Source organism: Nitrospirota bacterium (assembly GCA_013388455.1).
GTDB lineage: Bacteria > Nitrospirota > Thermodesulfovibrionia > Thermodesulfovibrionales > SM23-35 > JACAFF01.
In genome coordinates this window covers 14,592-40,803 of the sequence record JACAFF010000032.1, presented here as the reverse complement: position 1 = coordinate 40,803, position 26,212 = coordinate 14,592, and the positions used below count along the sequence as shown (strand labels likewise).

General features: G+C 35.8%; 24 protein-coding genes and 1 other RNA gene. 12 read left to right on the top strand and 13 right to left on the bottom strand.

The features are described 5' to 3' along the window. Positions 1–1,953 carry a DUF2207 domain-containing protein gene (locus HXY53_07985; protein NWF76488.1) on the bottom strand — a complete coding sequence of 651 codons (1,953 nt, stop codon included), beginning with the start codon at positions 1,951–1,953 and terminating at the stop codon, positions 1–3. A gap of 9 nt (positions 1,954–1,962) precedes the next feature. Next, positions 1,963–2,535: a Slp family lipoprotein gene (locus tag HXY53_07980; protein NWF76487.1), complete on the bottom strand. Its 573-nt coding sequence runs from the start codon at positions 2,533–2,535 to the stop codon at positions 1,963–1,965. Positions 2,536–2,657: 122 nt separating this feature from the next. Between HXY53_07980 and HXY53_07975 the strand changes: the two genes are divergently transcribed. Then, on the top strand, positions 2,658–5,639 hold the full coding sequence (locus HXY53_07975; GenBank protein NWF76486.1) for a ChaN family lipoprotein: 2,982 nt from the start codon (positions 2,658–2,660) through the stop codon (positions 5,637–5,639). Positions 5,640–5,649: 10 nt separating this feature from the next. Here the strand turns inward: HXY53_07975 and HXY53_07970 are convergent, their stop codons facing one another. After that, complete coding sequence (locus tag HXY53_07970; GenBank protein ID NWF76485.1) at positions 5,650–6,306, bottom strand: N-glycosylase/DNA lyase; 657 nt, start codon at positions 6,304–6,306, stop codon at positions 5,650–5,652. Between the two features lie 48 nt (positions 6,307–6,354). On the opposite strand from HXY53_07970, the gene HXY53_07965 reads away from it, so the two are divergent. The 4 genes from HXY53_07965 (at position 6,355) to HXY53_07950 (ending at position 9,903) form a co-directional block, all read left to right on the top strand. Continuing rightward, complete coding sequence (locus HXY53_07965; protein NWF76484.1) at positions 6,355–7,503, top strand: threonine-phosphate decarboxylase; 1,149 nt, start codon at positions 6,355–6,357, stop codon at positions 7,501–7,503. A gap of 13 nt (positions 7,504–7,516) precedes the next feature. Continuing rightward, entirely contained in the window at positions 7,517–8,215 is a 699-nt protein-coding gene (locus HXY53_07960; protein NWF76483.1) for a diacylglycerol kinase, read from the top strand. Positions 8,216–8,425: 210 nt separating this feature from the next. Beyond that, entirely contained in the window at positions 8,426–9,298 is an 873-nt protein-coding gene (locus HXY53_07955; protein ID NWF76482.1) for a fumarate hydratase, read from the top strand. Between the two features lie 17 nt (positions 9,299–9,315). Further along, complete coding sequence (locus HXY53_07950; GenBank protein NWF76481.1) at positions 9,316–9,903, top strand: fumarate hydratase C-terminal domain-containing protein; 588 nt, start codon at positions 9,316–9,318, stop codon at positions 9,901–9,903. Here HXY53_07950 and HXY53_07945 read toward each other — a convergent pair. Beyond that, complete coding sequence (locus HXY53_07945) at positions 9,894–10,646, bottom strand: ABC transporter ATP-binding protein (GenBank protein ID NWF76480.1); 753 nt, start codon at positions 10,644–10,646, stop codon at positions 9,894–9,896. The genes HXY53_07950 and HXY53_07945 overlap by 10 nt on opposite strands. 12 nt (positions 10,647–10,658) lie before the next feature. Next, entirely contained in the window at positions 10,659–11,624 is a 966-nt protein-coding gene (locus HXY53_07940; protein ID NWF76479.1) for an iron ABC transporter permease, read from the bottom strand. A 323-nt stretch (positions 11,625–11,947) separates the two neighbouring features. Between HXY53_07940 and malQ the strand changes: the two genes are divergently transcribed. Together malQ and HXY53_07930 are read left to right on the top strand one after the other, a co-directional pair. Continuing rightward, positions 11,948–14,155, top strand: coding sequence for a 4-alpha-glucanotransferase (gene malQ, locus HXY53_07935; protein NWF76478.1), 2,208 nt, complete (start codon positions 11,948–11,950; stop codon positions 14,153–14,155). 193 nt (positions 14,156–14,348) lie between these two features. Beyond that, positions 14,349–15,572, top strand: a complete 1,224-nt coding sequence (locus HXY53_07930; GenBank protein NWF76477.1) for a glucose-1-phosphate adenylyltransferase — start codon at positions 14,349–14,351, stop codon at positions 15,570–15,572. Between the two features lie 13 nt (positions 15,573–15,585). On the opposite strand, the gene HXY53_07925 is transcribed toward HXY53_07930, so the two are convergent. Next, positions 15,586–15,822: a PGPGW domain-containing protein gene (locus HXY53_07925; protein ID NWF76476.1), complete on the bottom strand. Its 237-nt coding sequence runs from the start codon at positions 15,820–15,822 to the stop codon at positions 15,586–15,588. Positions 15,823–16,197: 375 nt separating this feature from the next. On the opposite strand from HXY53_07925, the gene glgB reads away from it, so the two are divergent. The 3 genes from glgB to HXY53_07910 all read left to right on the top strand — a co-directional run bounded on the left by glgB (position 16,198) and on the right by HXY53_07910 (position 18,925). Continuing rightward, positions 16,198–18,129 carry a 1,4-alpha-glucan branching protein GlgB gene (gene glgB, locus HXY53_07920; GenBank protein ID NWF76475.1) on the top strand — a complete coding sequence of 644 codons (1,932 nt, stop codon included), beginning with the start codon at positions 16,198–16,200 and terminating at the stop codon, positions 18,127–18,129. Positions 18,130–18,309: 180 nt separating this feature from the next. After that, positions 18,310–18,702 (top strand): hypothetical protein, encoded by a 393-nt coding sequence (locus tag HXY53_07915; GenBank protein ID NWF76474.1) that lies wholly within the window; start codon positions 18,310–18,312, stop codon positions 18,700–18,702. 10 nt (positions 18,703–18,712) lie between these two features. Further along, positions 18,713–18,925 carry a LapA family protein gene (locus HXY53_07910; GenBank protein NWF76473.1) on the top strand — a complete coding sequence of 71 codons (213 nt, stop codon included), beginning with the start codon at positions 18,713–18,715 and terminating at the stop codon, positions 18,923–18,925. Here the strand turns inward: HXY53_07910 and HXY53_07905 are convergent. The 3 genes from HXY53_07905 to HXY53_07895 all read right to left on the bottom strand — a co-directional run bounded on the left by HXY53_07905 (position 18,881) and on the right by HXY53_07895 (position 21,357). Beyond that, a complete protein-coding gene (locus tag HXY53_07905) occupies positions 18,881–19,531 on the bottom strand; it encodes a threonylcarbamoyl-AMP synthase (protein NWF76472.1) in 651 nt (216 codons plus the stop codon). The two genes, HXY53_07910 and HXY53_07905, sit on opposite strands and share 45 nt — an antisense overlap. Positions 19,532–19,657: 126 nt before the next feature. After that, complete coding sequence (locus HXY53_07900; protein ID NWF76471.1) at positions 19,658–19,891, bottom strand: hypothetical protein; 234 nt, start codon at positions 19,889–19,891, stop codon at positions 19,658–19,660. Between the two features lie 56 nt (positions 19,892–19,947). Continuing rightward, positions 19,948–21,357, bottom strand: coding sequence for a TrpB-like pyridoxal phosphate-dependent enzyme (locus HXY53_07895; GenBank protein ID NWF76470.1), 1,410 nt, complete (start codon positions 21,355–21,357; stop codon positions 19,948–19,950). Between the two features lie 73 nt (positions 21,358–21,430). On the opposite strand from HXY53_07895, the gene HXY53_07890 reads away from it, so the two are divergent. Next, complete coding sequence (locus tag HXY53_07890) at positions 21,431–22,180, top strand: triose-phosphate isomerase (GenBank protein NWF76469.1); 750 nt, start codon at positions 21,431–21,433, stop codon at positions 22,178–22,180. Next, complete coding sequence (gene secG, locus HXY53_07885; protein NWF76468.1) at positions 22,177–22,557, top strand: preprotein translocase subunit SecG; 381 nt, start codon at positions 22,177–22,179, stop codon at positions 22,555–22,557. The genes HXY53_07890 and secG overlap by 4 nt, the downstream gene beginning before the upstream one ends. A 12-nt stretch (positions 22,558–22,569) precedes the next feature. On the opposite strand, the gene HXY53_07880 is transcribed toward secG, so the two are convergent. The 4 genes from HXY53_07880 to HXY53_07865 all read right to left on the bottom strand — a co-directional run bounded on the left by HXY53_07880 (position 22,570) and on the right by HXY53_07865 (position 26,179). Further along, positions 22,570–23,352, bottom strand: a complete 783-nt coding sequence (locus tag HXY53_07880) for a TIGR00282 family metallophosphoesterase (protein NWF76467.1) — start codon at positions 23,350–23,352, stop codon at positions 22,570–22,572. A gap of 6 nt (positions 23,353–23,358) precedes the next feature. Further along, complete coding sequence (gene rny / locus HXY53_07875; GenBank protein NWF76466.1) at positions 23,359–24,927, bottom strand: ribonuclease Y; 1,569 nt, start codon at positions 24,925–24,927, stop codon at positions 23,359–23,361. A 235-nt stretch (positions 24,928–25,162) separates the two neighbouring features. Beyond that, positions 25,163–25,351: non-coding RNA, 6S RNA (gene ssrS / locus HXY53_07870), on the bottom strand. 168 nt (positions 25,352–25,519) lie between these two features. Continuing rightward, positions 25,520–26,179, bottom strand: coding sequence for a transcriptional regulator (locus HXY53_07865; protein NWF76465.1), 660 nt, complete (start codon positions 26,177–26,179; stop codon positions 25,520–25,522). Positions 26,180–26,212 lie beyond the last annotated feature (33 nt).

The following is a 26,212-nucleotide window of genomic DNA, read 5'->3' as shown; positions in this document are numbered from 1 at the left end:
TCACCAGCCTCCACCACCTCCACCACCCCCACCACCTCCTGATGAACCGCCACCGCCGCTACCTCCACCAGAACGTGAACCTGGAGGGGTTGATGATGACGATATCGCATCTGACAGGGAATTTCCAAAAGAAGTTAATCTGTCTGCTGACAGACCTGAGATATTACCGTAATACCATGAAGGAGAATATACTCTTTTAGTTGTTACCTCTGAAGAAGACGAGAGAACGTCGGCGAACTTTTCTGCCCATTCCTGTTCTATATTGAGGGCAAGTGCATAGGGCAGATATTTTTCGAATAAAGCCGGAGTCTTCTCAGGCGGGTTAAGTATGTTGAGTCTGTCCTTTTCTGTAGCCAAGAGAAATCTTTTAAAACCTTCAATCGCATCAAGTATCTTTCGGCCAGCAAGTGTAGGAGCCTTGAGAAGTTGGCTAAAAAGATAATTTATCCCTATGGCAATTACAAGTAATAAAATCATAGATAAAGATGTTGAAAACCATAAAATGCCAAGACCAAAAATTTCTCCTGCAACGAAAGGTATGGTAAAAAACGTTATTGAAACAGCTCCGCCTTTTCTCAGAATATTACTGCCCCTGTTTTTAAATCCGTATTTCCAACTCTTCAGTGTTTCACTCAATAAAGCAGCCACTGCAAAGCTCCACATAGTTAGCCAGAAAATAATGAAGAGAAAAACTGGAAGCCTATCTTTCGACTGTGACTCTGAGATTCCATTCACGATAAGCAATGCAAGAGTCAATAAGAGTCCAATAACAAAATATCTAACATTTGTAATGAAATATATCTTCTCAAATTTTATTCTGAGATAATTTCTGAGTGCATTTATTGCAGATCTTATTTTCTGGTGATTGCTTTTTTTGAATTCGAGATTTTTTTGAGAGCCGAGCAGGTTTTTCATTAGAAGATCTTCTTCAGGGGTTAAGGATTGATCAGCTTTGTCATTCTTTTGAATGGTATATTCTCCATTATTGTCAAAGATTTTTAGATGACCTTTTACTGCCATATTGATAATTGCTGATGCAAAGGTTCTGTCATCATAACCCATATTCGTTATATACCTCATGACAGCCGGAGACATATTTCCCGGAGGGGTGTAGTGTGTAACAATAATACCCTGTTCAGGATCCCTGCCAACTTTTATCCATACTGCAATATAATAAAGGATGATTAATAAAAGTCCTGAAATTGCTAAAAGTATTCGTTTGTTATCAGAGAAAAAATAGATTATTTTTGTGTAAACGTCAGGTTCTTTAACAATACCTTTAGGCCACGCAACTACAATGGTAAGACCTTCATACTCATTCAGTGGCTTTGATGTAGTAAAAGTAATAAGTCCTGAAGGATCAATGGAATATGTGAAATTTTTAGCAATTGAACCAGATGGGCCTGTATAACCTTCAGTAAATAAAATATTTTTTGAAGCCTCTAAAGGTAGAAAAACAGTTGCAGAGGCTTTATCTATAGGGAACTCCCATCCATTTCCTGTTACGTTCCAGTAAAGTTCGTCGTGATCTTTAAAGAAACCAAGTTGACGATTTGTTTTGTAGCTAAATGTATAAATATATTCACCGGGAGGAATAAGAACATCCTTGTGGCCTATATATACTCGTTTTCCGTTTGATATATTTTTAATATGATATGGCTCTGGAAAACCATTTTTAAGCACTTCAATAATTTCAAATCCCACAACATATCTGTTTCCGAATCTATCTTTATAGACAACAGGGAAATCGCGGTAAATACCATGAAGTATTTTGTTTCCTTCACTTCTGACAGTAATTGTTTCTCTTACAGTCATGGACGAGTCTAAATGAACAGTGATGTCACTGTGAAAACTAAGAATACGTTCGGATGCATATGAAGAAGCAGATGATATTGCAAACAGAACAAAGAAAACGCCGAGAAGGCAGATTTTATGGAAAAATACTCTTTTCAGGTTTGCCCCTTACCACCAGTAATATAAGCCTGGATATCTAAGTCTCCAGTATGGTCCATTCCACCAGTAAGGATAATACCATCTGTATGGAAATGGTTCATAATAGACAGGGTATAAATAATAATCCCTTGTTTCTGGCCAAAGATAAATTTCTTTTATTATAAACAGTGGATATAGATAATCCATTTCATCTATTTTCCCCTGTCTTAGTTCCATAAATTCTCCGGCAATGGTTATTTCTCTATTACGACTGAAAATCAAAGGATCTAATAAACCGTTTTCCTTTGGAAATAATGCAAAAAATCTATTGTGTAATTTGCTAACTCCCTTCAGATATCCACGTGCATCAACAGGGATGTAAATCGCCTCTATTAAAGAGCCTTCAGGCATAGCTTTTGTGTCTACGATAATACCCCCAAGAACAAATAGTTTTTCCTTAAATTGAGCTGGATCTTTGTTTATATCAGAAAATGAGATGTCCCTGATTGCTGTATTCATGATATCGTGTCTTAGAACAGGTTCACAGGAAAAGAGAGATATGAATAGAAAAAAAGTTATGAACCGTAAGCTATATATTTTCATAATTTAGTTTCTATAACTTTCGTCAAGATTGTCAAGTATTGTTTTGAAATCATATCCGGTTTTAGTAAATATAAAGAAGGTGCCTGAATTAAGAGACAAAAAACTGATATAATTAATTATTTATGAAATTTCTCACTATATCTTTATTTTTTTTCAGTTTGTTTTCTGCATCTTTTGGAGAAGCCGCAGAGAAAATACCCTTTTATGATTTAAGAGTTTCTGTTGATGTCCAGAATGGACTCTTAAAAGGAAAGGCTATTATCCAATTCTATGAAAATGTAAAAAAAGACATCGCGCTAGCGCATCTTGAAATACTGTCAGTAAAACATAACGGAGATGAGTATAAGCCTGAAATAATCGACAATGTCATACAAGTCAAAGGGACAGGGGTTTTTGAGATTACGTATGAAGGCAGATTCAATACTGAGGTTCGAAACTCTCTCTTACAACATTCGGTGAATGCAAAACATAACTTTATTACAGAAAAAGAGGTAGTATTATTGAGAGAGTGGTATCCATTTTTTGATGGGTTGGCTAATTATCGCTTGAAAGCGATACTTCCGAAGGGATTTACTGCCATCTCAGAGGCAGATGAGATCACAATGGCAGAAAAAGAACAGGGGACTGAATACTCATTTGAATTTACGCATCCTTTAAATGCTTTAACACTTATAGCAGGAAGATACTATGAAGTTAAAAAAAATTTTCAAGAGATAGATGTTTATGGTTATTTTCTTCCAGAAGATAGAGATTTTGCAGAGACATATATCAGAAATGCTATAAAATATCTGAAACTATACAACGATTTGCTTTATCCTTATCCGTATAAAAGATTTTCAATTGTCAAAACAATACAGCCAGCAAGCTATTCAATGCCTACATTTGTAGTTTTTGGAGAGGATGTTTTCTCTCTTTTAGATGAAAATTTATTCAGCCGTCAGATTGTATCCCAATGGTTTGGAAATTCCGTTTATATTGATCACAGAGAAGGCAATTGGGCAGATGGATTAACTGCTTACCTATCTGATCACTTTATAAGTGAAGAGAAAAATGAAGGATGGCGATATAGGAAGAGATTGCTTACAGAATACGTAAATTTTGTTGACCCGCTGAGTGAGATTTCACTGAGGGATTTTAAAGCTGGCAATGGATTTTCTGCAAAAGCAATAGGTCAGGGGAAATCTGCTATGCTGTTCCATATGCTGAAAAATCTTATCGGTAAAGAGGCTTTCTATAGTGGACTCAAAGAGTTTATCAAAAATAACCAATTCAAAAATGCATCATGGGATGATATCTGTGAGACCTTTGAAAAAATTGCGGACAAAGACCTTTCCTGGTTTTTTGATCAATGGCTGAACCGCAAAGGGTTCCCCAATTTAGAGATCAGTGAAGCGAAGGAATTAGTTTTGAAAGGAATTCCTACAGCAACATTCGAGATAATACAGAAAAATGAACCTTATACGCTTGATATAGTGGTAGAGATTAAGACAGATCAAAGTGTCATATATCAAACACTCCATCTTGAAAAAGAAAGAGAATATTTTGAGATTCCTGTTCAGGGTTCAATTAAAGAGATAATTTTTGACAGAGAATACAATATAATGCGAAAGATTACTGATAAAGAAAATCATCCTGTTATATCAACCCTTTTTAGAGAAGGGAAAAAATATATTGTTGTTTCTGATAATAATACAAAAATATTTGAAGAGTTCATACGTATCTTCGAAAAAAAGGGGTTTATTTCAATAAACGAAAATGATATTACCAATGAAGAAATAAAAACAATAGCATCATTAATTGTTTTAAATATTAATAATCAGGTTATACAGAGGCTTTTTGGAAATATAAAAGATACAGGTTCAGGTTTCTTTCTTTCTATTAAGAAGAATCCTTTAAATACCTCAAATGTCCTGGCTGTTGTGCATGCAGACTCTAAAGAAGAGGTTGATCTTGCAGCAGAGAAAATAGTCCATTTTTTGGACTACTCATTCGTTCGATTTGGAAAAGGTGTTATTGTTGAGAAGAGAACAGACGATTCCGAAAACGGCATAGTAGTAAATTTATACGAACCTATCAAGGTAATCCAGCCTAAAAGTGGACAGACACTCGATGAAATTATTGAAAATATACTCGATAAACCCATTATTTATGTGGGTGAAAGGCATACGAATTATGAAGATCATAAGGTGCAACTTAAGATAATCATGAGCCTGCACGAAAAAGGGCATAAATTTGCTATCGGGATGGAAATGTTTCAAAAACCTTTTCAAAAATTTATTGATGACTATATATCTGGAGTCATAAATGAAAAGGAATTTTTAAAAGAAACTCAATATTTCAGCAGATGGCAGTTTGATTATAATCTATATCGTGAAATTGTAGAATTTGCAAAGGCAAAGAATATTCCTGTTATAGCATTGAATCAATGGTCAGAGATTGTGAGGAAGGTTGCCACCGAAGGTATTGATTCTCTGAGCGATATCGAAAAAATAGTGATACCGAATAATATGGATATGTCTGATGAGGATTACAAGGAGATGCTCAAAGATATTTTTAATCAACATGCGAATAAGGAGATTAAAAGTTTTGACACTTTCCACCAGTCCCAGATACTGTGGGATGAGACCATGGCTCATTCCATTCATGATTTTATGGAAAAGAATCCTGGATATCAGATGGTTGTTCTCGCAGGCGTTGGACACATAATGTACGATTATGGAATTCCAAAAAGAGTATTTAGATTGAATGGAAAGGAATATATTACGCTAATACCCTATACTGGTTCAATTGACGAAAATATCGGACATTTCATCTTTTTACCATCCAAGCAGCAAGCCCCGGTTACATTGAAACTCGGTATAAGTTTGAAAAAGACAGATAGTTGGATCAAGGTTGAGAAGGTAATTCCAGGAAGCATAGCAAAGTCTGCTGGACTTAAGAAAGGAGACATAATTGTTTCTCTCGATGATTGGGAAGTTGAGGAGATAGAAGATATTCGCATCTTTATGTCTGATAAAAAACGTGGGGAAAAGATTAAGATCAAGATATTAAGGAAAGGTTTTTTATCAGGCTACAAAGAATATGAATTTGCTGTTAGCCTCTGACAATAAGCCATCACTTGAATATCTCTCCTGTTTCTTTGAACCAGAGCAGTATGTCAAGGTGTGAAAGAGGGATGTTATGCTTCTTTCCAAATTCAGCCATTTTTATTTCTATATTGAGATATTTTGACCTGCTGATGGTTTCTGGAATTTCCTGTATTACGCCGAGCTTATAAAGATTTTTTAATATGTGTCGATCAAGGATTGCGATTTTATCTCCAAAACCAATATTTCTCAGAAAATGGCTTGCTTCTTTATAGCCAAAGCCCTTTATATTTTTCACCAGCCAGTCCCTGCATTCGTATACATTTTTGAAATTATTAAGTTGCTTTTTTATTGATAGAACACCATCGTGCATAAAATGATTGCGCACTCTCACAAGATATTCAGCTTTCTTATTATGAAACCTAACAAAATGGTGAAGGCATTTCTTAATATGTTCAGCAGAACCATCAAATAAAAGATTATATTCTTTCAATCTCTCAGTTGCAGCCCAGCAGGATTTTGCTTTTGATTGAGGGGTTAATAGGCAGAAAGCTAATTCAGCAAAAATGTCTTCATCACTTCCATGCAGCCAGAGATTCCTGAATTCCTTCAAGCGAGAGAAAATCGCACTCTTTTTAAGCCGGTAAATTTCTTTTAATTGTGAGATATAATAAGTTTTCGTCATATCAAAAAATATATAATACTATAAATTTTTTAGATATAGGAACTGGAAATGAAAAAGGAAATATCTATTGACTGTCATGCATTTGAACATGGTGGAAATATTTACTATCTTGCAAATGCACTAAACATGCAAGAACGTAAAATCATAGATTTCAGCTCTTCAGTAAATCCACTTGGTGTTTCTAAAAAGGTCAAGGCAGAGATAAGAAAAAATCTTAAATATCTTCATAATTATCCGGACACTGAAACAGACAGGTTAAGAAAGAGAATTGCACAATATTACGGTATTAGTTTTGAGAATATTCTTTGCGGAAACGGTAGCACCGAGCTTATTTACTTGATAGTGAAAGTATTAAAACCTCAGAGGGTTCTTATTATGGCACCAACATTTTCAGAATATGAAAGAGCAGTAACAATAACAGAGAGCCAGGAGCGAAGAGCAGAGATAGAATTTTACTTCCTTAAAGAGGAAAAGCGGTTTGAGATCGAACCTGAAGAATTTATAGCTGAAATGGAACGTAGAGAGGGAAAGATTGACATGGTATTTTTATGCAATCCGAATAATCCTACCGGAAAGTTGATAAGTAAAGATGATGTTATAAAGATTGCAGATGCTGCAAGAGAAAACAGATGCTATCTTATAGTTGATGAAGCCTTTATTGATTTCATTCCAGATAATTCTATAATATCAGAAACAATATCAAATCCATATCTTATTGTTTTAAGGTCAATGTCTTTTTTCTACGCACTACCTGGTCTCAGGATAGGATATGGCATTTTCCCTTCAGGTCTGATTGGAAGTCTTAAAAGAGCAAAACAACCATGGACTGTAAATAGTCTTGCTCAACGGGCTGCTGTTATTTCCCTGAAAGATAAAGTATATATGAAGGAAACATTAAGACTTATTAAAGATGAAAAAAAGTTTTTTGAAAAGAATTTTAAGAAACTTAAAATAGAATACTTTGAATCTGATGCCAATTTCTATTTATTGAGATTTAAAAATGCACCTGAAATCTATAAAAGGCTGCTGAAAAAAGGTATTCTCTTGAGGGATTGTTCTAACTTTAGAGGTCTTGACAGCACATATTTAAGGGTTGCAGTTAAAAATCACAGGGAAAACACGATATTAATAAAGGAGATTGCAAAGATTCTGTGCCCGGAACTTCAAAGTGGGAATAATATGAATAATCTACCTTAGGGTTTGATTTATAATGTTACTAAAAAAATGGTTTAAAAGTGCTAACTTTGCGATTGAAGGCATATTACATGCAGCCAAGACACAGCGACATTTACGATATCATTTTTATACTGCAGCATTTGTTCTTCTTTTAAGTTATATTCTCGGGATATCAAGGTTTGAATTTCTCATAATTACATTATCCGTTATTGCAGTCCTGCTCGCAGAGATGTTTAACACTGCTATTGAAACTGTTGTTGATATCATTTCACCCGAAGAGAGTGAAAAAGCCCGCATCGCAAAAGACATTGCTGCTGGCGCAGTTCTTATAACAGCATTCGGAGTTGCTGTAATAGGTTATATTATCCTATTTCCTTATCTGGTTGAGTCTTTCAAAACAGGAATTCACATAACTAAACATACTAATGATGAGATTGCACTGATTGCATTCATAATAGTGGTTATTCTTGTTGTAATAACAAAATCGTATGTTAAAAAAGGTCTTCCTTTAAGTGGTGGTATGCCAAGCGGACATGCTGCGATTGCCTTTTCAGCCTGGGTTGCAACAACATATATTACAGAGAATTTTACTGTTTCTCTTATATCTTTTGTAATTGCTATTATGATTGCACAGAGTAGAGTTATAGTTAAAGCCCATAATATATGGGAGGTTATACTTGGTGGGCTCATGGGAGCAATTGTTACCTTTTTGCTTTTCAGCATATTTTCGTAGCTCTAAAAAAAGTCAATGCTATACAAAATATCTATCTGTCTGTCATTCTGATCCAGAACTTGTTTCGGTAGAGGAATCTCGTATTTGAGATTGCTTCGGGTTAAAGCCCTCGCAATAACGTTCTCACGTTTCTTTGTTCCCTGAAAGTTTTCGAAGCATAAGCGTTTAAAGTGCTATGCAAAAATAAAAACAAAAATGATATATTAATGCATGCAGAAACTTGATAATGCCATTATAGAACTTTACAGACGTGCAGCGACATCATTACCCGCAGATATTGAGCAAGCCTTAAGAACTGTCCGGAAAAAAGAAAAGTCTAATGCTAAAACAGCTTTATCAGTTATCCTTGAGAATATTTTGATTGCAAGGGATAGACAGATACCTATATGCCAGGATACAGGTGTTCCGGTTTTTTTTGTCAAAATTCCGTATGGATTCAGCCAGATTGAATTAAAGAAAAAAATTATGATTGCAACCAGGACATCGACAAAAGTAATCCCTCTCAGACCAAATGCTGTTGATATTCTTACTGATAAGAATTCTGGGGACAATACAGGTATTGGCTTCCCCGTGATATATACTGAAGAAATCAAAGGAAATAAACTCATCGTAGATCTTATGCTTAAAGGTTCTGGTAGCGAGAACATTGGTCAATTATATAAGTTGCCATCTGCTGAACTGAGGGCAGAAAGGGATCTTGATGGTGTGAGAAAATGTGTAATTGATGCTGTTTACAGAGCACAGGGAAGGGGTTGCCCACCCTATATTATAGGAGTCGGAGTAGGTGCCTCGAGAGATCAGGTAACAAGGCTTGCTAAAGAACAACTAATGAAAAAATTGACGGATAAAAATAACAACAAAATCTTGTTAAGACTCGAGGAGCGTATTCTCAGAGAAATAAATTGGCTTGGGATTGGGCCACTCGGGCTGGGTGGGAATACAACAGCCATCGGTGTTAAGATTGGAGTTAATCATAGACATCCTGCTTCATATTTTGTGGAAGTTTCCGTAGCATGCTGGGCTGATAGAAGGGCAAGACTGATATGGAACGTTCAAAATTCGGAATACAGAATACAGAATTAAAAAACCATAAGGCTAAAATTATAGATCTTCCAATTACAGCGGATGTCGCATTTTCCCTCAGAGCCGGAGACATGGTTTTTTTGAACGGCATAGTCGTGACCGGGAGAGATAAACTACATAAATTTTTATTTAAAGAAAAACCATCCAGGAAAAAAATCCCTTTTAATCTTGAAGGGTCAGTTTTATATCATTGTGGTCCTATAATAAAGAAGATAAAAGGAAGATACAGAGTCTTTGCAGCAGGACCAACAACAAGCATGCGTGTTGAAATGTATGAATATAAGATAATTTCAAGATACGGGCTTCGGGGTGTTATGGGGAAGGGCGGAATGGGAGAAAAAACACTCAAGGCACTCAAGAAATATGGGTGTGTATATTTTCAGACAATAGGAGGTGCTGCTGTCTATCTTGCGGAAAAAGTGAAATTTGTAGTTGATGTCTGGAAACTTGAAGAATTCGGAATGACTGAAGCGATGTGGTTTTTAAATGTTCAGGAATTTCCTGCAATCGTGACAATGGATGCACACGGTGGAAATCTTCATCAGGAGATAGAGAATAGTTCTTATAGAAAACTTAAGGAGATTGTTGATTCAGATTATTCATAAATTTTATCGAATAAAGATTTCCATTTGCTTATGTCTATGTTTACATCAAAAGCTTCTTTTAACAACTCTTTTTTCAGAACCGTCTCCGGTACCCCACTATTTATGATACTGCCATTTTTTATCAGTATCACCTTTTCGAATTGTAGTGCCATAGTGATATCGTGAAGTGCCATTATAATCGAGATGTTATTTTTTTCTTTTAATTCTCTGAGTAATTTCTGTATTTCAAGTTGATACTTTATGTCAAGGTTTGCAAGCGGTTCATCCAGAAGCAGAATACCTGCTCCCTGAAGAAGGGTCATTGCAATAAATACTCTTCGTTTTTCTCCACCGCTAAGATGTGTTATATATGAATTGGATTTATCCTTAAGCCCTACAAGCTCCAGTGCTTCATCAACAGTTATTTCTGGCATTATGTCATACGGATAAAGCCCCATTGCTACAAGTTCCTTTACTCTAAATGGGACATTTATATCGAGAAGCTGAGGAAGGTAACATAATAGTTTTGCCCGGTCTTTATTTTTATAGGAATGGAGTGGTTTCCCCCATAATCTGATATTACCGCCAGACGGCTTTAAAATTCCGCTGGCGAGCTTAAGTATAGTGGATTTCCCAGAGCCATTTGCACCTAAAAGTCCGATAAATTCTCCATCTTTAATAGATAAAGTAAAATTTTGTATAAAGGGGTTATTCTTATTATAGGAAAAGCTAATATTTTCAAGCTCAAGGATTGTAAAGGTCATAAAATTATCTCTCTATACACTTAGCATATCTTTTTTTCTTAAAAGGTAAAGAAAATATGGTGACCCAATTATAGCTGTGACAATTCCAGACGGGATTTCTACAGGGGATATAATAGACCTTCCTATTAAATCTGCAATGCATAGAAATGTTCCACCGCAAAATGCAGACATAAAGATTAATACTCTGTTGTCAGCGCCAATAAGGAACCGAATAATGTGAGGTATAAGAAGACCTATAAAACCTATAGTCCCACCGAGTGATACAGATGCTGAGGTCATTATCACAACAGACATAAAAAAGAGTAGTCTTTCTTTATTTACAGAGAAACCGAGACTGTGTGCAAACTCATCACCAAGCATCAATGCATTTAAAGCTTTTGCACGGGATATTGCAATAAAAAAGCCTGTGACAATCAATAGAGCACCATACGGAATTAATGACCAGTCTGCTATAGAAAGATCGCCAAATATCCAGAGAACTGCCCGCCTCATTCTCTCTCCTGGTGCTATGCTTATGATGAGCATAAGGAGTGCATAAAATAGAAAACTAAGTCCAACACCGGCAAGCAATAATCTTTCTGGCCAGATCCCTTTTTGTTTCCAGCCGAGTGTTCCGACAAGAAGGCTGACAAAGGTAGCGCCAGTCAATGCCAATAGTGGAATGCTCATTGTTGATGTTAAATAAAATCCTGAAAGAAGTCCTAATGCAGCAGTCAGCGCAGAGCCACTTGATATGCCGAGTATATAAGGGTCAGCGAGCGGGTTTCTCAATATGCCCTGAAGTACAGCACCTGATGACCCGAGCGCCATGCCCATCAGAAACGCAACGATAACACGCGGGAGTCTTATAGAAAACAATATCTCTTTTTCAGTGCCGTTCATCTCAAAAGGATTAATCACAGTCGGTCCTGAAAATAGAGATATTAAAAATATCGCAAAAGAAGTAAAAATTAAAATAATTACTTTTATTTTTGACATGTAAAATAGATTATCATAGTGTAATTTATTTTACATTGCTCTTGAGCCCATATTATTGAAGGCGGATTTATTTCGCCGATATTCAAATACACCCCTTTTGGTTACCTCCTTAGTAAGGGGGGAGTGAGATGAAATACCTGTCTTATTAACCATAGTTTATGAATAATCAGGGCTGAAGTATTTCTGAAGGTTTTTTTGAGGTTTCTTTGGTGAGGTTAGGTTACGGTGGATGTTACTTATATGAAGAAATAATTTAAAATAATAAGGAAATTTTCTAAAATCATTGAACATACTTATTAAATTCAATGATGGCAGATAAAAATATGGATAATTATCATTACGATGCATTGATAAATGAATTATCAGACCTTTGCGGGATACTGCCTGAGTATTGGGATATTTCAGGTAAAAAGCACATTATTTCTATTGATACGAAAAAAGCAATTCTAAAAACAATGAATATTCAGGTTGAATCTGAAGATAAGGTCGCAAAAGAAATTTATAAGAGGAAATGGAAATCATGGTTAAACTTTGTTGAACCAGCATATGTAGTTTCTGTTAATGCACAGCCTGTTAATATTCCCGTGTGTATCCCGTTGTCTGCCAAAAAAGAAGCAGCTTTGGTCATCTCATGGTCTATAAAGGATGAAGAGGGTCGTAAGAAATCTTTTATTCTTAGAAGCAATGAGTTTGATATTGTGGAGATCCAATGGATTAATGATAAACGCTACATAAAAATCAACCTCAGTTACAAGGAACATCTGAAGATTGGATATTATGATGTAGATATACAATGCAAACACACTGAAAAAATATTTTCCGGCCAGAAAAGTTCAATCAGGGGAAAATCAAAACTAATCATAACTCCTGATGCTTGTTATATACCAGAATATTTACAAAACAGCAGAAAGTGGGGCCTTTCTATTAATCTATATGCAGTTCGATCAGAACACAACTGGGGTATTGGTGATTTCTCTGATTTGAAAGAGATTGTAAGATGGGTTGCTGGGCTTAAAGGTGATTTTATTGGAATTAATCCTCTCCACGCCATCCCTAATACAAAGCCATTTGGTTTCAGTCCATATTTACCAATTAGCAGGCTGTATAAGAATTTTATTTATCTTGATGTTGAGAAAATACCAGAAGTAAAACAGTTAGAGTATAGGGATATTCTTAACTCCCGAAAATTGGATGAACTCAGGAATAACAGTCTGATTGACTATGAAAAAATTGCGGATTTGAAGGAACGAATATTGAGAGCTGCTTTTGAAGTTTTCTATAACAAACATTATAAAAAGAATACACCGAAGGGAGAAGAATTCAAAAAATATATTTTAGATGAAGGTGAAGAGATCGAACATTTTGCAATATACATGGCACTTGCATCGAAACTTAAGAAAATTAACTGGCAGGAATGGCAGGCAAAGTATCGGATTAATTCATCTCCGGCTGTTCAGTCTTTCAAAAAAACAAACAGGAAAGAAATTCTTTTTTATCAATATATTCAGTGGCTTATTGAAAGACAACTCAGGGCTGTGTCTATAGTGGCTAAAAAGTTAAAAGTGCAGATAGGTCTTTATCATGATCTTGCTATCGGCTCAAGCGGCGGTGGTAGTGATACGTGGAATTATCAGGAGGTGTTTGCAAATAAAGCTAATGCAGGGGCACCTCCAGACGATTTTAGTCCTGATGGTCAGAACTGGGGTTTTCCTCCACTGATACCCGAAAAATTAAAAGAAACAGGATATAAGTTATTTATAAAAACGCTGAGAAAAAATATGAAATACGGAGGTGCTATACGTATAGATCATGCTCTTGGCCTATTCAGACTCTTCTGGATACCTCCAGAAATGAAACCAAAAGACGGAGCCTATGTATCCTATCCTTCTGAAGATCTATGCAGAATTATTGCACTCGAAAGCATCAGGAACAATACAATAGTAATTGCCGAAGATCTTGGCACAATCGGTGAGAATATTAGAGAAACACTCAAAAGATTCAACATGATGTCTTACAGACTTTTTTATTTTGAGAGGAATTATCCTGATCCTTCTTTTTTGCCACCGGATAAATATCCTGAAATGGCATTGTGTGCTTTGACAACGCATGACCTACCTACAATCACGGGTTACTGGAAAGCAAGAGACATTGAAGTGAAAAAGAAGATTGGTCAATTCAAAGATGAAAATAAATATAAAGAAAAAATCACTGAAAGGGAAAGGGACAGGAAGCTTATGCTTGAAGCACTCAAATCCCAGGGTTTCATCTCTGCTGATTATGCAGATAGTGACATTATCCCTGAAATGAATACCGAGCTCTGTCTTGCAATATATAAATACCTTGCAAGCACACCATGTAAATTGGTACTTGTGAGTCTTGATGACATTATCGGCACAGTCGATCAACAGAACATGCCGGGCACTATAGATTCATATCCCAACTGGATTCAGAAAATACCATTGACCCTTGAAAAGATTATGTCTGATAGACGTTTCACAGATTTATCCGAATTTTTGTCATTCCGCACTTGATGCGGAATCCAGTTTTTTGTCTTTAATGTCTGCATTATTCGGGTTTAATAGTAAGTGCTGTTTATATCTTAAAAATTTATGAATTAAGTGGATTAATACATTTTGCGGGTTAATCGACATATCCCCTCAAGTTTAAATTTTTGACTCTATAATATAAAATGTATTCATTAATACTTTTCTGGAGGTATTACTCATGGCACATCCAAAGGCACTTGCTTTTGTTCTTGCAGGAGGGAAGGGCGAAAGGCTATTTCCACTCACTGCATTCCGTTCTAAACCTTCAGTTCCATTTGGTGGCAGATACAGGATAGTTGACTTTGTCCTTAGTAATCTTATCAATTCTCATATTTATTCTATTTATCTGCTTGTACAATATAAATCACAGTCACTCATTGAGCATATTAGATTGAACTGGAATTTGTCGTCTGTCATAAAAGATCACTTTGTTGCTGTCGTTCCGCCACAGATGCGTATGGGTCCAGAATGGTTCCAGGGCACAGCCGATGCTGTATACCAGAATTATTCTATTATTCAACATCACAACCCTAAGCTTGTAATAATATTCGGTGCGGACCACATATATAGAATGGATATCCGTCAGATGATGGATTTTCATATTGAAAAAGATGCTTTTGTAACCGTAGCAGCAAGACAAGTGCCTGTTGAACTGGCTTCTTCCTTCGGGGTTATAATGACCGATAGCAACAGAAGAATCACAGGTTTTCAGGAGAAACCGAAGAAACCATCACCTATGCCCCATGATCCAACCCGTGCCTATGTATCAATGGGGAATTACATATTCAATAAGGACATATTGTTGGAGGCACTTGCAAATGCTCAAAGAAAAAAACAGACTGACTTTGGTGCACATGTTATACCCAGTCTTGTTGAAACAGGTAAAGTATTTGCTTATGATTTTGCAGAGAATATAATTCCAGGAACAAAGGAACATGAAGAGAAAGGTTACTGGAGAGATGTAGGCATAATATCTGCTTTTTTCGAAGCACACATGGATATGCTTGGTAGTTCACCACTTTTTGAAGTGAACAATAAATCGTGGCCAATACATCCTTCGGGTTATGAGAATTCAGCCACAAAGATATTGAGAGGTGATATAAGGAACAGTATCATTGCAGAAGGATGTCTGATTAATAAGGCAAAAATAATAAATTCTGTTATTAGAAGTGATGTTATGATCGAGAATGATGTAATAGTGGAGGACTCGATAATTATGGACCGCGTAATACTAAAAAGAGGCAGTAAACTTAAAAGGGTGATTGTTGATAAACTGAATGTAATCGGAGAAGGTGAAGAAATTGGATTTGATCCTAAAAAAGACCGTTTTCGCTGTCATATAGACTCATCAGGCATTTCAATAATCCCCAGAGGTGGAAGTTTGACAAAAACTTCACGCTGAACATTCTTATAATTTAACGACTTTTTTTAGTATTATTGGTTTTTTTAGAATTCTGAGGTCTGAATTTTTTTAGAAGTCTTTTTGCCCATGCAAATTCAGTTGCAAGGATCGCTAATCCTATGGGAATAACTATGAATGCAGGGCCAGGTAAAACGATTAATGCCAATCCGATTAAGAGCACTGTAGTTCCAATTACGCCGATTATTACTCTTTTTGCCTGTTTAAATGTCTTCAACATGAATGAATTCATATTGCGATTATTCTTTTACCCGAATAATGCAGACATTGCTCAAAAATTTCTTTAACTCGATACACCCTCCTTTATTTCTCACAACATCTGCATTATTCAATTGCATTTTTTGGTTAAACCTGATTATTCATAAACTATGGTTAATAAGAAAGATATTTACCTCTTGATTATTAATACACACACTGTATAAATATCGTCAGAATAAATCCGCTTCTCTCCACCCTTCAAGGGAGGGAAGATTTTAGGATACACCAACCCGAAAACCTTCATGAGAAGTGGTTTATTATTATACAATTGTATGGCCAATAAAGTAATGCCTGAATTGTGTTATTATTCAATTTGAAAAACATCTAACAACATTCGGAGGTTTAAATAATGGATGGTAAAAAAAGAGACACAATTCTTCACACAGTAAGTCCTTTTACAGGTCATGATATATATTTGTTCAAAGAAGGAAATCATTTCAAGCTGTATGAGAAACTCGGGTCTCATATAATGATAGATCATCAAAGAGAGGGAACTTATTTTGCCGTATGGGCACCTAATGCTGAAAAAGTATCTGTTATCGGAGATTTTAATGGATGGAACAAAAAGACACATCCTTTAGCTGCAAGATGGGATGGTTCCGGCATATGGGAAGGTTTCATACCTGATATAGGACACGGTACTGTTTATAAATATTATATCAAGTCAAAATATAACAATTATAAGGTTGAAAAAAGTGATCCGTTTGCATTTTATTACGAATCCCCACCAAAAACTGCTTCAATCGTTTGGAATATAGAATATGAATGGAGGGACTTTGATTGGATGAGTCAGAGGAAAAGCAAGAATGCACTAAATGCACCTTTGTCAATTTATGAAGTACATCTGGGTTCGTGGAGAAGAGTTCCTGAAGAGGGAAATAGGTATCTTTCTTATCGAGAGATGGCACATTACCTTTCACATTATGTAAAAGAGCTGGGATTTACACACGTAGAATTTTTACCAATTATGGAACACCCTTTCTATGGATCATGGGGGTATCAGATAACAGGCTACTTTGCTCCAACGAGCAGATACGGAACTCCACAGGATTTCATGTATCTAATTGATTATCTTCATCAGAACGGAATAGGTGTAATTCTTGACTGGGTGCCTTCTCACTTCCCTGATGATCAACATGGCCTTGTTTATTTTGATGGAACACATCTTTATGAACATGAGGATCCAAAGAAGGGATTCCATCCTGAATGGAATAGTTACATATTTAATTACGGTAGAAATGAAGTAAGAAATTTTTTAATCAGCAGTGCGCTTTTTTGGTTAGAAAAATATCATATTGATGGAATAAGAGTTGATGCAGTTGCGTCAATGCTTTATTTAGACTATGCAAGGAAAGAAGGCGAGTGGATACCAAATTATTACGGAGGAAAAGAAAACATTGAGGCAATTGCTTTTTTAAAAAGATTTAATGAGATGGTATATTCTCATTTTCCTGATGTTCAGACAATTGCAGAGGAATCAACTGCATGGCCAATGGTTTCAAGACCATCGTATTTAGGTGGACTTGGGTTTGGCATGAAATGGAATATGGGATGGATGCATGATACACTTAAATATTTTTCGAAAGATCCAATTTTCAGAAAATATCACCATAATGAACTTACCTTCAGTATCTTATATGTATTTTCTGAAAACTTTGTGCTTCCTTTATCACACGATGAAGTGGTGCATGGTAAAGGATCACTCTACGGGAAGATGTCAGGAGATGAGTGGCAGAAATATGCGAACCTGAGACTGCTTTTAGGATATATGTTTGGGCATCCTGGAAAGAAACTCCTTTTTATGGGAGGAGAATTTGCACAATGGAAAGAATGGAATCATGAAGAAAGTCTTGAATGGCATGTTCTTGAATATCCTTATCATAAAGGAATATTGAGATGGGTTAGAGATCTTAATTATCTTTATAAAAATGAAATTGCTCTTTACGAATTGGATTTCAGTGATGAAGGCTTTGAATGGATAGATTGTGCAGATTGGGAAAATAGTGTTTTCAGTTTTATAAGAAAAGGCAAAAGCACAAAAGATCAGATCCTTGTGATATATAATTTCACGCCAATCCCCCGTTATAACTATAGGATTGGAGTTCCTGTAGGTGGTTTCTGGAAAGAGATTTTGAATAGTGATGCTACAATATATCGTGGGAGCGGACATGGAAATTCAGGAGGGGTTGAAGCATTTTCTATCCCTTCTCATGGTAGATATTATTCTCTATCTCTTACACTTCCACCACTTGGTGTGTTATTTTTCAAAAAGGAAGGTTAACAGGATTGGGGTTTACACTCCTTACAATATTTGTTAAAATTTCTATAAATATTAACCCGAATAATGCAGACATTGCTCAAAAATTTTTTTAACTCGATGAATTATCGGATTTATTTTAATCGGAATAACAAATACAACTAAAGGGGTTACGCTATTTATCGCTTGATTTTGGAATTATAGATGCATGAAGGGAGAATTGAAATGAACTTCTGGGAAAAAATCAAAAAGGATGTTCAGAAGGGAATTCAAGAAGGTATCGGAATGGTGAAAGAGGGTGTTACAGTAGTTAGAGAAAAAGCTGAGGAACTTACTGAGGAGGGGAAGAGGAGACTCAAAATTTTTGAACTGAAAGCAAAAGTCCAACGAGAATTTGCAGACCTTGGTGGAAAGATATATGACCTGAGTGCAAAGGTAAAGAATCCAATGCTTCACAATAAAATTAAACCTGTAATAGGTCGTATCAAAAAGCTTGAAATGCAAATAGCAAAGCTCGAAGGTAAAGTTAAAGAAAAATCAAAAAAAGTGGTAAAGAAGCCTTCTGCAAAAACAAAGCAAAAGAAATTTCCGCGCTAATAATATGAACATGGCAACCATTATAGTTTTACTAATTATTGTGTTTTTTGTAGCTGTATTTTCAATTCAGAATGCCATGCCAGTTGGGATTACTTTTTTCTTCTGGAGATTTGAGGCATCACTTGCAATAATAATATTTCTATCTGTGCTTGGTGGAATGGTCGCAGGAGCGCTTATTTTATCGCTCCTGCGACTGAAACCTCATGCTAAAAAGACGCAGTAGCTGCTCTTTTTTTATTACACCTTCTCTCAGTATTTTGATTTTGTCTCCAGTTACCTCCACAATTGTTGATGGCAGTCCGCCGGGAGTCTTTCCTCCATCAATGATAAGATCAAGCTTATCTCGAAAATACTTGATTACACCATGGGCATCCTGAGCAGGTTTCATTCTGGAAGGATTAGCGCTGGTCGCTGTAATAGGAAAATTAGCTTTTTGAGCAAGGTCGAGAGCAAAAGATTCACCCGGTATTCTGACAGCAACTTTATGAGTGCCTGACGTAATATAATCTGATAGAATTTTTTTTGCAGGCAATATAATTGTCAAAGGGCCTGGCCAGTATTTTTCCATGAGATAAATAGTATGTTCATTAACTCCTTTTGTTAGAAGAGGAAGCAGGTTTTTACTTCCGATAATTAACGGCATAGCCTTGTATGAAGGTCTCTTCTTGATTTCATAAAGCTTCTTTAACGAATCTTCTTGATCATATTTTACTCCGAGTCCGTAAAAAGTCTCTGTAGGGTATGCAATCATTCCTCCTTTTTTCAGGATTTCTATTGTATAGAACAAGATCTCCTTTAGATTATTTTTATTGAGCTTAATCAATTCCATGGTTGAATACTAACACAGAATGAATACAATTTTCAGTTTGCTTATATCGTTCTCAATATTATTGAATTGATTTCTGCCTGGAATAAGCGAAAGTAATATTACTAATAAATAAATTATTCTCTTATTTCAATCGGAGGTCTCTTTTTTCAGAGATTCAAAAATTCTTTGTATTCTTGTTTTAGGAAGTCCTTTGAAAATTTTTTCTAATTGTTCAGCAGTATACGTTTGTCTTAAAAATGCTATTATGTTAATCCTGTTTTCCCAGCATCCTACAATATTTCTGCATGGAAGACCTTCATTCATTGATGAACAATAAGAAAAATTAACAAGCATGCCTAATTGATTGCAATATATTGTCATTTGTGTTTTTCAGGAGCCCCGAAAGTTCTCGGAGCTCCTTTATATTTTTATGAACTTTAAGGTTTTGGAAATTTCTCAAGATCTCGCAAAAGCTTTTGTATGTCATCATCAGGTAGCTTATAGTCTTCAAGTTTACCAGATAAGTATGCATCGTAAGCTGCAAGGTCTATGATACCATGTCCACTCCAGTTCATAAGAATAACTTTTTCTTTACCTTCCTCTTTAGCCTTCTTAGCCTCTTCTATAACACATGCGATAGCATGATTAGTTTCCGGAGCAGGAACAAAACCTTCAGTTCGAGCAAAAGTAATGCCAGCAGCAAAGGTTTCAAGTTGACCATATGCACGTGCTTCGATTAGATTATCCATAAGCAGTCTGCTTACAATTGGAGCCATCCCGTGGTATCTGAGACCACCAGCATGAATGGGGGCTGGCACAAAACCATGTCCTAAAGAATGCATGGGTAAAAGTGGTGTTGTCTCGGCTGTATCTCCGAAATCATAGACATATGGTCCTTTAGTCATTGTTGGACAAGAAGACGGTTCGCTTGCTATTATTTGGACTTTTTTCCCGTGAATTTTATCTCTAACAAAAGGCATTGAAAGGCCGGAAAAATTACTTCCTCCTCCTGCACAACCAATAACTATGTCAGGATATTCACCTATCATTTCAAGTTGTTTATGTGCTTCAAGTCCCAATATAGTCTGGTGCAATATTACATGATTTAAAACACTACCGAGTGAATATCTTGAATCTTTTGAAGTTACTGCATCTTCTATTGCTTCACTAATCGATATACCAAGGCTACCGGGATGTTCTGGATTCTGTTCGAGAAACTTTCTTCCTGCATTCGTATCAGGACTTGGGCTTGGAACACATTTAGCACCCCACGTTTCCATTAGTATCCTTCTATAAGGCTTTTGATTGTAACTTATTCTTACCATATAGACTTTTAATTCTAAGCCAAACTGGTTGCATGCGAATGCCAGAGCGCTTCCCCATTGGCCTGCTCCTGTCTCTGTAGCAAGTCGCTTAATTCCAAATGTTTTGTTATAGTAGGCTTGAGCTATGGCTGTATTTGGTTTATGACTTCCCGGAGGGCTTACACCTTCGTTTTTAAAATATATACGAGCAGGTGTATCCAGGAATTTTTCGAGATAGATAGCTCTGTATAGAGGTGTTGGTCTCCAGATTAGATATTTTTCAATTACTTCATCTGGTATGGTAATCCATCTCTCATTACTTACTTCTTGTTCGATCAAATTCATTGGAAAGACAGGGGCAAGCATATCAGGTGTGATTGGCTGACCTGTTGCAGGATTAAGTGGTGGAGGGATAGGAGTCGGCATATCAGCCTGAATGTTATACCATTGTTTTGGAATATCTTTTCCATTTAAATCAATGCGCCTATTCACGTTAACCTCCTCATATTTTTTAAGATAAATAATAGATGGTATTTTACTCATAACGCAAATTTTTTTAAAGTGTAGTTATTTGTTGTAGCTTGACTTTGAAACATGAATACATTAAATTAAGCTAATGCGGAAACCGTTTATAGCAGCAAACTGGAAAATGAACAAGACTATTTCAGAAACAGTAGAATTTCTTTCTAAGTTCATTCCCGAGGTGAGAGGTGTTCTAAATGTAAATATAGTTATAGCTCCTCCCTTTACATCAATTCCAATAGCATCAGAGAAAATAAAAAATACAAATATTATCCTTGCAGCGCAGGATGTTTTTTATGAAGAAAAAGGTGCCTATACAGGTGAAATATCCCCGGTTATGCTTTCAGACCTGGGATGTAGATATGTGATAATAGGGCATTCTGAAAGAAGACAAATTTTCAAAGAAAATGATGATATAGTAAATAAAAAGATAAAAGCATCTCAAAAATGTGGAATTGGAGTTATTTTTTGTATAGGTGAATCGTTGAAAGAGAGGGAGGAAGGAAAAACTTTTGAAATTTTAAAAAGAGAAATAGATAAAGGACTTGATGGAGTAATACCTGATAATTTAGTTGTTGCATACGAACCAATATGGGCAATAGGAACCGGCAAAACCGCTACACCTGAACAGGCTCAGGAATCACATGAATATATAAGAGAAAGATTGAAAATTTTATATGGCAAAAAATCAGATGATTTATGTATAATATATGGCGGTAGTGTAATACCTGATAATATTGATTTTCTTATGTCTTGTAAAGATGTAGATGGTGCTCTTGTTGGAGGAGCAAGTCTGAAGGTAGAAAGTTTCATAAGAATAGTGAAATTTAGAAGATTGCAATGACAATATTCTTGGTTATTATTCATATTTTAGTTTGTTTTTTCCTTATTGCTGTTGTTCTTCTGCAAAGCGGCAAAGGTGCTGAAATGGGTGCTGCATTTGGTGGTTCAAGTCAGACACTATTTGGAAGTAGGGGTGCTGCAACATTTCTAAGTAAAATGACTACAGTTTCAGCAATTATTTTTATGTTAACTTCTTTTTCTCTTGCAATATTAACAACGAAAGGTAGTTCAGTAGTTAAGAAGGCGCCTGTTTCACAAGAGCAAAAACAAATACCCGTTGCGCCCGCCGGACCTATAAAGGGAACAGGTACACAACCTTTACAGCCGGGTCAGTCAACACAGCAAACACCTCAGTCATCTGGTAGTCCTCAAAAATAATATAGAATTTCGTTAGGGATATTTAAGCTGAAGTCGTTGGATAGCAATTGATTTGCCAGTATGTTCATCAATTTCAAAAACAACAGCAGAAAAACATCCCTCACCTTTGGCAGTCTCAAATCGCATAGGCATATTTGTCAGAAATTTATCAATAATTTGCTTAATTTCAATACCTATAACAGAATTAACTGGTCCTGTCATACCAACATCTGTAATATAAGCTGTTCCATTAGGTAGAATTTTTTCATCAGCAGTCTGAACGTGAGTATGGGTACCTATTACTGCGCTAACTTTGCCATCCATGAAATAACCGAATGCAATCTTTTCAGAGGTTGCTTCTGCATGAAAATCAATAATAATAATGTTTGTTGATGCCTTGAGTCGCTCGACCTCTGCCTTTCCTGTTCTGAAAGGACAGTCTATATTTGACATAAATACACGGCCAGATATATTGATTACTGCGACTTTCTGTTCATTTGGCAGAGTATAAATAATACTTCCATATCCAGGGACTCCGGGAGGATAGTTAACTGGTCTGATTACCCTGTCTTGTTTAGAGATTTTGGGTATGAATTCCTTTTTGTCCCATACATGGTTTCCTGTTGTTATTATATGAACCCCGGATAACAGAATTTCCGAGACAGTTTTTTCTGTAAGACCGAAGCCACCTGCAGCATTCTCACCATTTGCAATAACAAAGTTAATTTTATATCTGTCAATAATCGCTGGAAGTAATGCTTTAGTCGCATTTCTACCAACTTTTCCAACGATATCGCCAATAAACAGAACTTTCATTTGAAGCTATTTTGCATATTCAACATATCTTGATTCCCTTATAACAGTAACTTTTATCTGTCCAGGATAAGTCATCTCTGATTCAATCTTCTTTGCAAGTTCTCTTGATATCATTGATGACATTTCATCGCTAACATCTTCAGGTTTGACTATAATCCTTATTTCCCTTCCTGCCTGTATTGCATAACATTTTTCAACTCCTCTGTATGAGAGAGCCATTTGCTCAAGTTTCTCAAGACGTTTGAGATAATGTTCTATACTTTCCTTTCTTACCCCTGGACGTGCAGCAGAAAGTGCATCAGCAGCAGCAATCAGTGCTGCTTCGACTGTTGCAGGATCGCCCTCTCCATGATGGACCAGGATGGCATTTATAACCTTTTGATTTTCACCATATTTTTTTGCAAGGTTTGCACCAATCTCCTGATGTGAACCATCCAGTTCGTGGTCAACTGCCTTGCCAATATCATGCAGTATACCAGCTCTTTTTGAAAGTTTTGTGTCTACCTTTAATTCTGCTGCCATTATACCAGCAAGATATGCTACCTCACGAGAATGCTGAAGAACATTTTGTCCGTATGAAGTTCTGTATTTTAATCTGCCAATAAGTTTTATCAATTCTGGATGTATGCCGGAAAGGCCGAAATCAAAGACAGCCTTTTCGCCTTCTTCCCTTATATGCGCATCTACCTCTTTTTTTACTTTTTCGACTATTTCTTCAATTCTTGTAGGATGTATTCTGCCATCTGTAATAAGACGTTCAAGAGATAATCTCGCAATTTCACGTCTGACAGGGTCAAAAGCAGACAGTGTAACTGTTTCAGGTGTATCATCAACTATCAGGTCTACCCCTGTTGCAGCCTCCAATGCCCGAATATTTCTACCTTCTCTACCGATAATTCTTCCTTTCATTTCATCATTCGGGAGAGAGACAGACGTCACCGTTGCATCCATTACGTAGTCGCTTGCATATCTCTGGATTGCAAGACCGATTATTTCTTTTGCCTTTTTCTCTGCATTTTCTTTGGCCTCATCCTCGATCCTTTTTATTAGTTTTGCAGCCTCTAACTGTGAATTTTCCTCGATTCTTTTTAAAAATTCATTTTTAGCATCTTCAGTGCTTAAATTTGAAATTCTTTCGAGCACCTCTGTCTGTTCTTTCAACAATTTGTTCAAAGTATTTTCTTTTTCCTGAATTGCCTTTTCCTTGAAAGAATATTCTTTTTCTCTTTTAGAAAGTTCCTGCTCTCTTTTTTCTATTTGTTCGAATTTTCTTTCAATTATTTCTTCTTTTTGGCGGAGGCGTTTATCAAGATGGGTAATCTCTGAGCGTCGCTCCCTGATCTCTTTCTCTGCTTCTGCTTTAGCCTGATAGACAAAGTCCTTTGCCTCAATTTGAGCTTCCTTTTTTAATCTCTCTGCTTCTTTCTGTGCTTCTTCAATTATCTTATTTCTTTCTTTGTCATAAGCAATTTTTTGGCTCTTTAACTTTGTCCGAGAGATGAGGATGAATATTAAACCAACAGCAAATCCTATAACAATTGCAACCAATAAATATACCAACTGAATTTGACTCATATATACTAAACCCCCTTCCTCTTTTTCCCTATAAGTAGAGGGATCATTAAATGAAGCTACAGAGCTTCTTTTTAAACAGATTATCCTGTGGCTGAATTATGACTTTGAAGAAAGTTTTGGAGGTGAGTAAAAAATATGTCTTAAAATAATAAGTTTTTTATTCTCTATCATATTAAAAATTTTATTTATTTTCCTCCGAATAAATATACGAGTCATAAAAGTCAGCCTGTTATGTAATAAACCCACCCTGCCGTGTAAGAAGAAATTAGATCCGCCTATAATATAAGTGGGTGCCCTGAAATTACCTTTAGGCTTCCCTCTCCATATAAAAGAGGGCATGCACACCAGCTCTTTACGCAGGCTCCCATAAGATCTAATTTGCCGGATCAACATGTTCTCCTTATCACCAACAGGGTAGGCAAAGATGTTAAATCGAAATTTAACCTCCTGTCGACTTTTTATTAGAATAAAATAAAATTATATTTTATAGCAAGAAGAATTTATTCGGATTTAAATGGTGGAAAAATTGTTTTGAGTTGTAGAAAAAATATATTTATAATAATTGGTTAGTTTGTTTATATAATAGAAAACTTTAATGTTTAAAGCTTGTCTTAGGTATAATATAAGTACAAGAGATGTCACCTTCTGCCATACATTTTTCACGTGTTATTTCTTTACCAAAAATTTCACGATACATCTGTAATTCATATCTGCAAGCATCATTGTATTGCTGAGCTAATCTATATATTGGGCAGTTGTATTGGTTAAGAATATAGTGATTATTTTCATTTTCTATTTCTGCAAGATATCCTTTTGATTCAAGTATATTTTTGAAAGATTCAATTTTTTCATTTAGAGTCTTTTTTTCTGAGAGGGCTTCTTTAGTTTCCTTGAGGATTCTGTTCTTGCGCCATTTGAATATGTTGTCTATCATCTCACGACTGTCATTCTTTTCAATATCTTTAAAAACTTGAAGTATAAAATCATGATATAGTTTGGGAAACAAATCATCAGCTTTATCAGTCAGCTTGTAATAAAATGCTGGTCTTCCTATGCCACTTCTTTTTGTAACATAATTGATAATACCTTTACGTTCGAGTGAGATAAGGTGTTGACGTATTCCCATCGAAGTAATGTTCAATTCCCTGCTAAGATCGTCAATGGACATAGGTCCGGCTTTTTTTAGAAGCATAATAATTTTTTCACGTGTTGGATTTTCATTCACCATCGAGAACATAATAAAAAATACCATAAATAATAACTTTTGTAAATAATTTAAAATAAA

What these genes read in the sequence shown, in the direction of transcription:
- HXY53_07980 (NWF76487.1), bottom strand. Translation starts at nt 2,535, where the DNA reads ATGAAAATATATAGCTTACGGTTCATAACTTTTTTTCTATTCATATCT.
- HXY53_07865 (NWF76465.1), bottom strand. Translation starts at nt 26,179, where the DNA reads ATGGTATTTTTTATTATGTTCTCGATGGTGAATGAAAATCCAACACGT.
- secG (NWF76468.1), top strand. Translation starts at nt 22,177, where the DNA reads ATGACAATATTCTTGGTTATTATTCATATTTTAGTTTGTTTTTTCCTT.
- malQ (NWF76478.1), top strand. Translation starts at nt 11,948, where the DNA reads ATGGATAATTATCATTACGATGCATTGATAAATGAATTATCAGACCTT.
- HXY53_07945 (NWF76480.1), bottom strand. Translation starts at nt 10,646, where the DNA reads ATGACCTTTACAATCCTTGAGCTTGAAAATATTAGCTTTTCCTATAAT.
- HXY53_07925 (NWF76476.1), bottom strand. Translation starts at nt 15,822, where the DNA reads ATGAATTCATTCATGTTGAAGACATTTAAACAGGCAAAAAGAGTAATA.
- rny (NWF76466.1), bottom strand. Translation starts at nt 24,927, where the DNA reads ATGAGTCAAATTCAGTTGGTATATTTATTGGTTGCAATTGTTATAGGA.
- glgB (NWF76475.1), top strand. Translation starts at nt 16,198, where the DNA reads ATGGATGGTAAAAAAAGAGACACAATTCTTCACACAGTAAGTCCTTTT.
- HXY53_07890 (NWF76469.1), top strand. Translation starts at nt 21,431, where the DNA reads ATGCGGAAACCGTTTATAGCAGCAAACTGGAAAATGAACAAGACTATT.
- HXY53_07940 (NWF76479.1), bottom strand. Translation starts at nt 11,624, where the DNA reads ATGTCAAAAATAAAAGTAATTATTTTAATTTTTACTTCTTTTGCGATA.
- HXY53_07895 (NWF76470.1), bottom strand. Translation starts at nt 21,357, where the DNA reads ATGAGTAAAATACCATCTATTATTTATCTTAAAAAATATGAGGAGGTT.
- HXY53_07965 (NWF76484.1), top strand. Translation starts at nt 6,355, where the DNA reads ATGAAAAAGGAAATATCTATTGACTGTCATGCATTTGAACATGGTGGA.
- HXY53_07905 (NWF76472.1), bottom strand. Translation starts at nt 19,531, where the DNA reads ATGGAATTGATTAAGCTCAATAAAAATAATCTAAAGGAGATCTTGTTC.
- HXY53_07960 (NWF76483.1), top strand. Translation starts at nt 7,517, where the DNA reads ATGTTACTAAAAAAATGGTTTAAAAGTGCTAACTTTGCGATTGAAGGC.
- HXY53_07900 (NWF76471.1), bottom strand. Translation starts at nt 19,891, where the DNA reads ATGACAATATATTGCAATCAATTAGGCATGCTTGTTAATTTTTCTTAT.
- HXY53_07970 (NWF76485.1), bottom strand. Translation starts at nt 6,306, where the DNA reads ATGACGAAAACTTATTATATCTCACAATTAAAAGAAATTTACCGGCTT.
- HXY53_07975 (NWF76486.1), top strand. Translation starts at nt 2,658, where the DNA reads ATGAAATTTCTCACTATATCTTTATTTTTTTTCAGTTTGTTTTCTGCA.
- HXY53_07915 (NWF76474.1), top strand. Translation starts at nt 18,310, where the DNA reads ATGCATGAAGGGAGAATTGAAATGAACTTCTGGGAAAAAATCAAAAAG.
- HXY53_07910 (NWF76473.1), top strand. Translation starts at nt 18,713, where the DNA reads ATGGCAACCATTATAGTTTTACTAATTATTGTGTTTTTTGTAGCTGTA.
- HXY53_07955 (NWF76482.1), top strand. Translation starts at nt 8,426, where the DNA reads ATGCAGAAACTTGATAATGCCATTATAGAACTTTACAGACGTGCAGCG.
- HXY53_07930 (NWF76477.1), top strand. Translation starts at nt 14,349, where the DNA reads ATGGCACATCCAAAGGCACTTGCTTTTGTTCTTGCAGGAGGGAAGGGC.
- HXY53_07880 (NWF76467.1), bottom strand. Translation starts at nt 23,352, where the DNA reads ATGAAAGTTCTGTTTATTGGCGATATCGTTGGAAAAGTTGGTAGAAAT.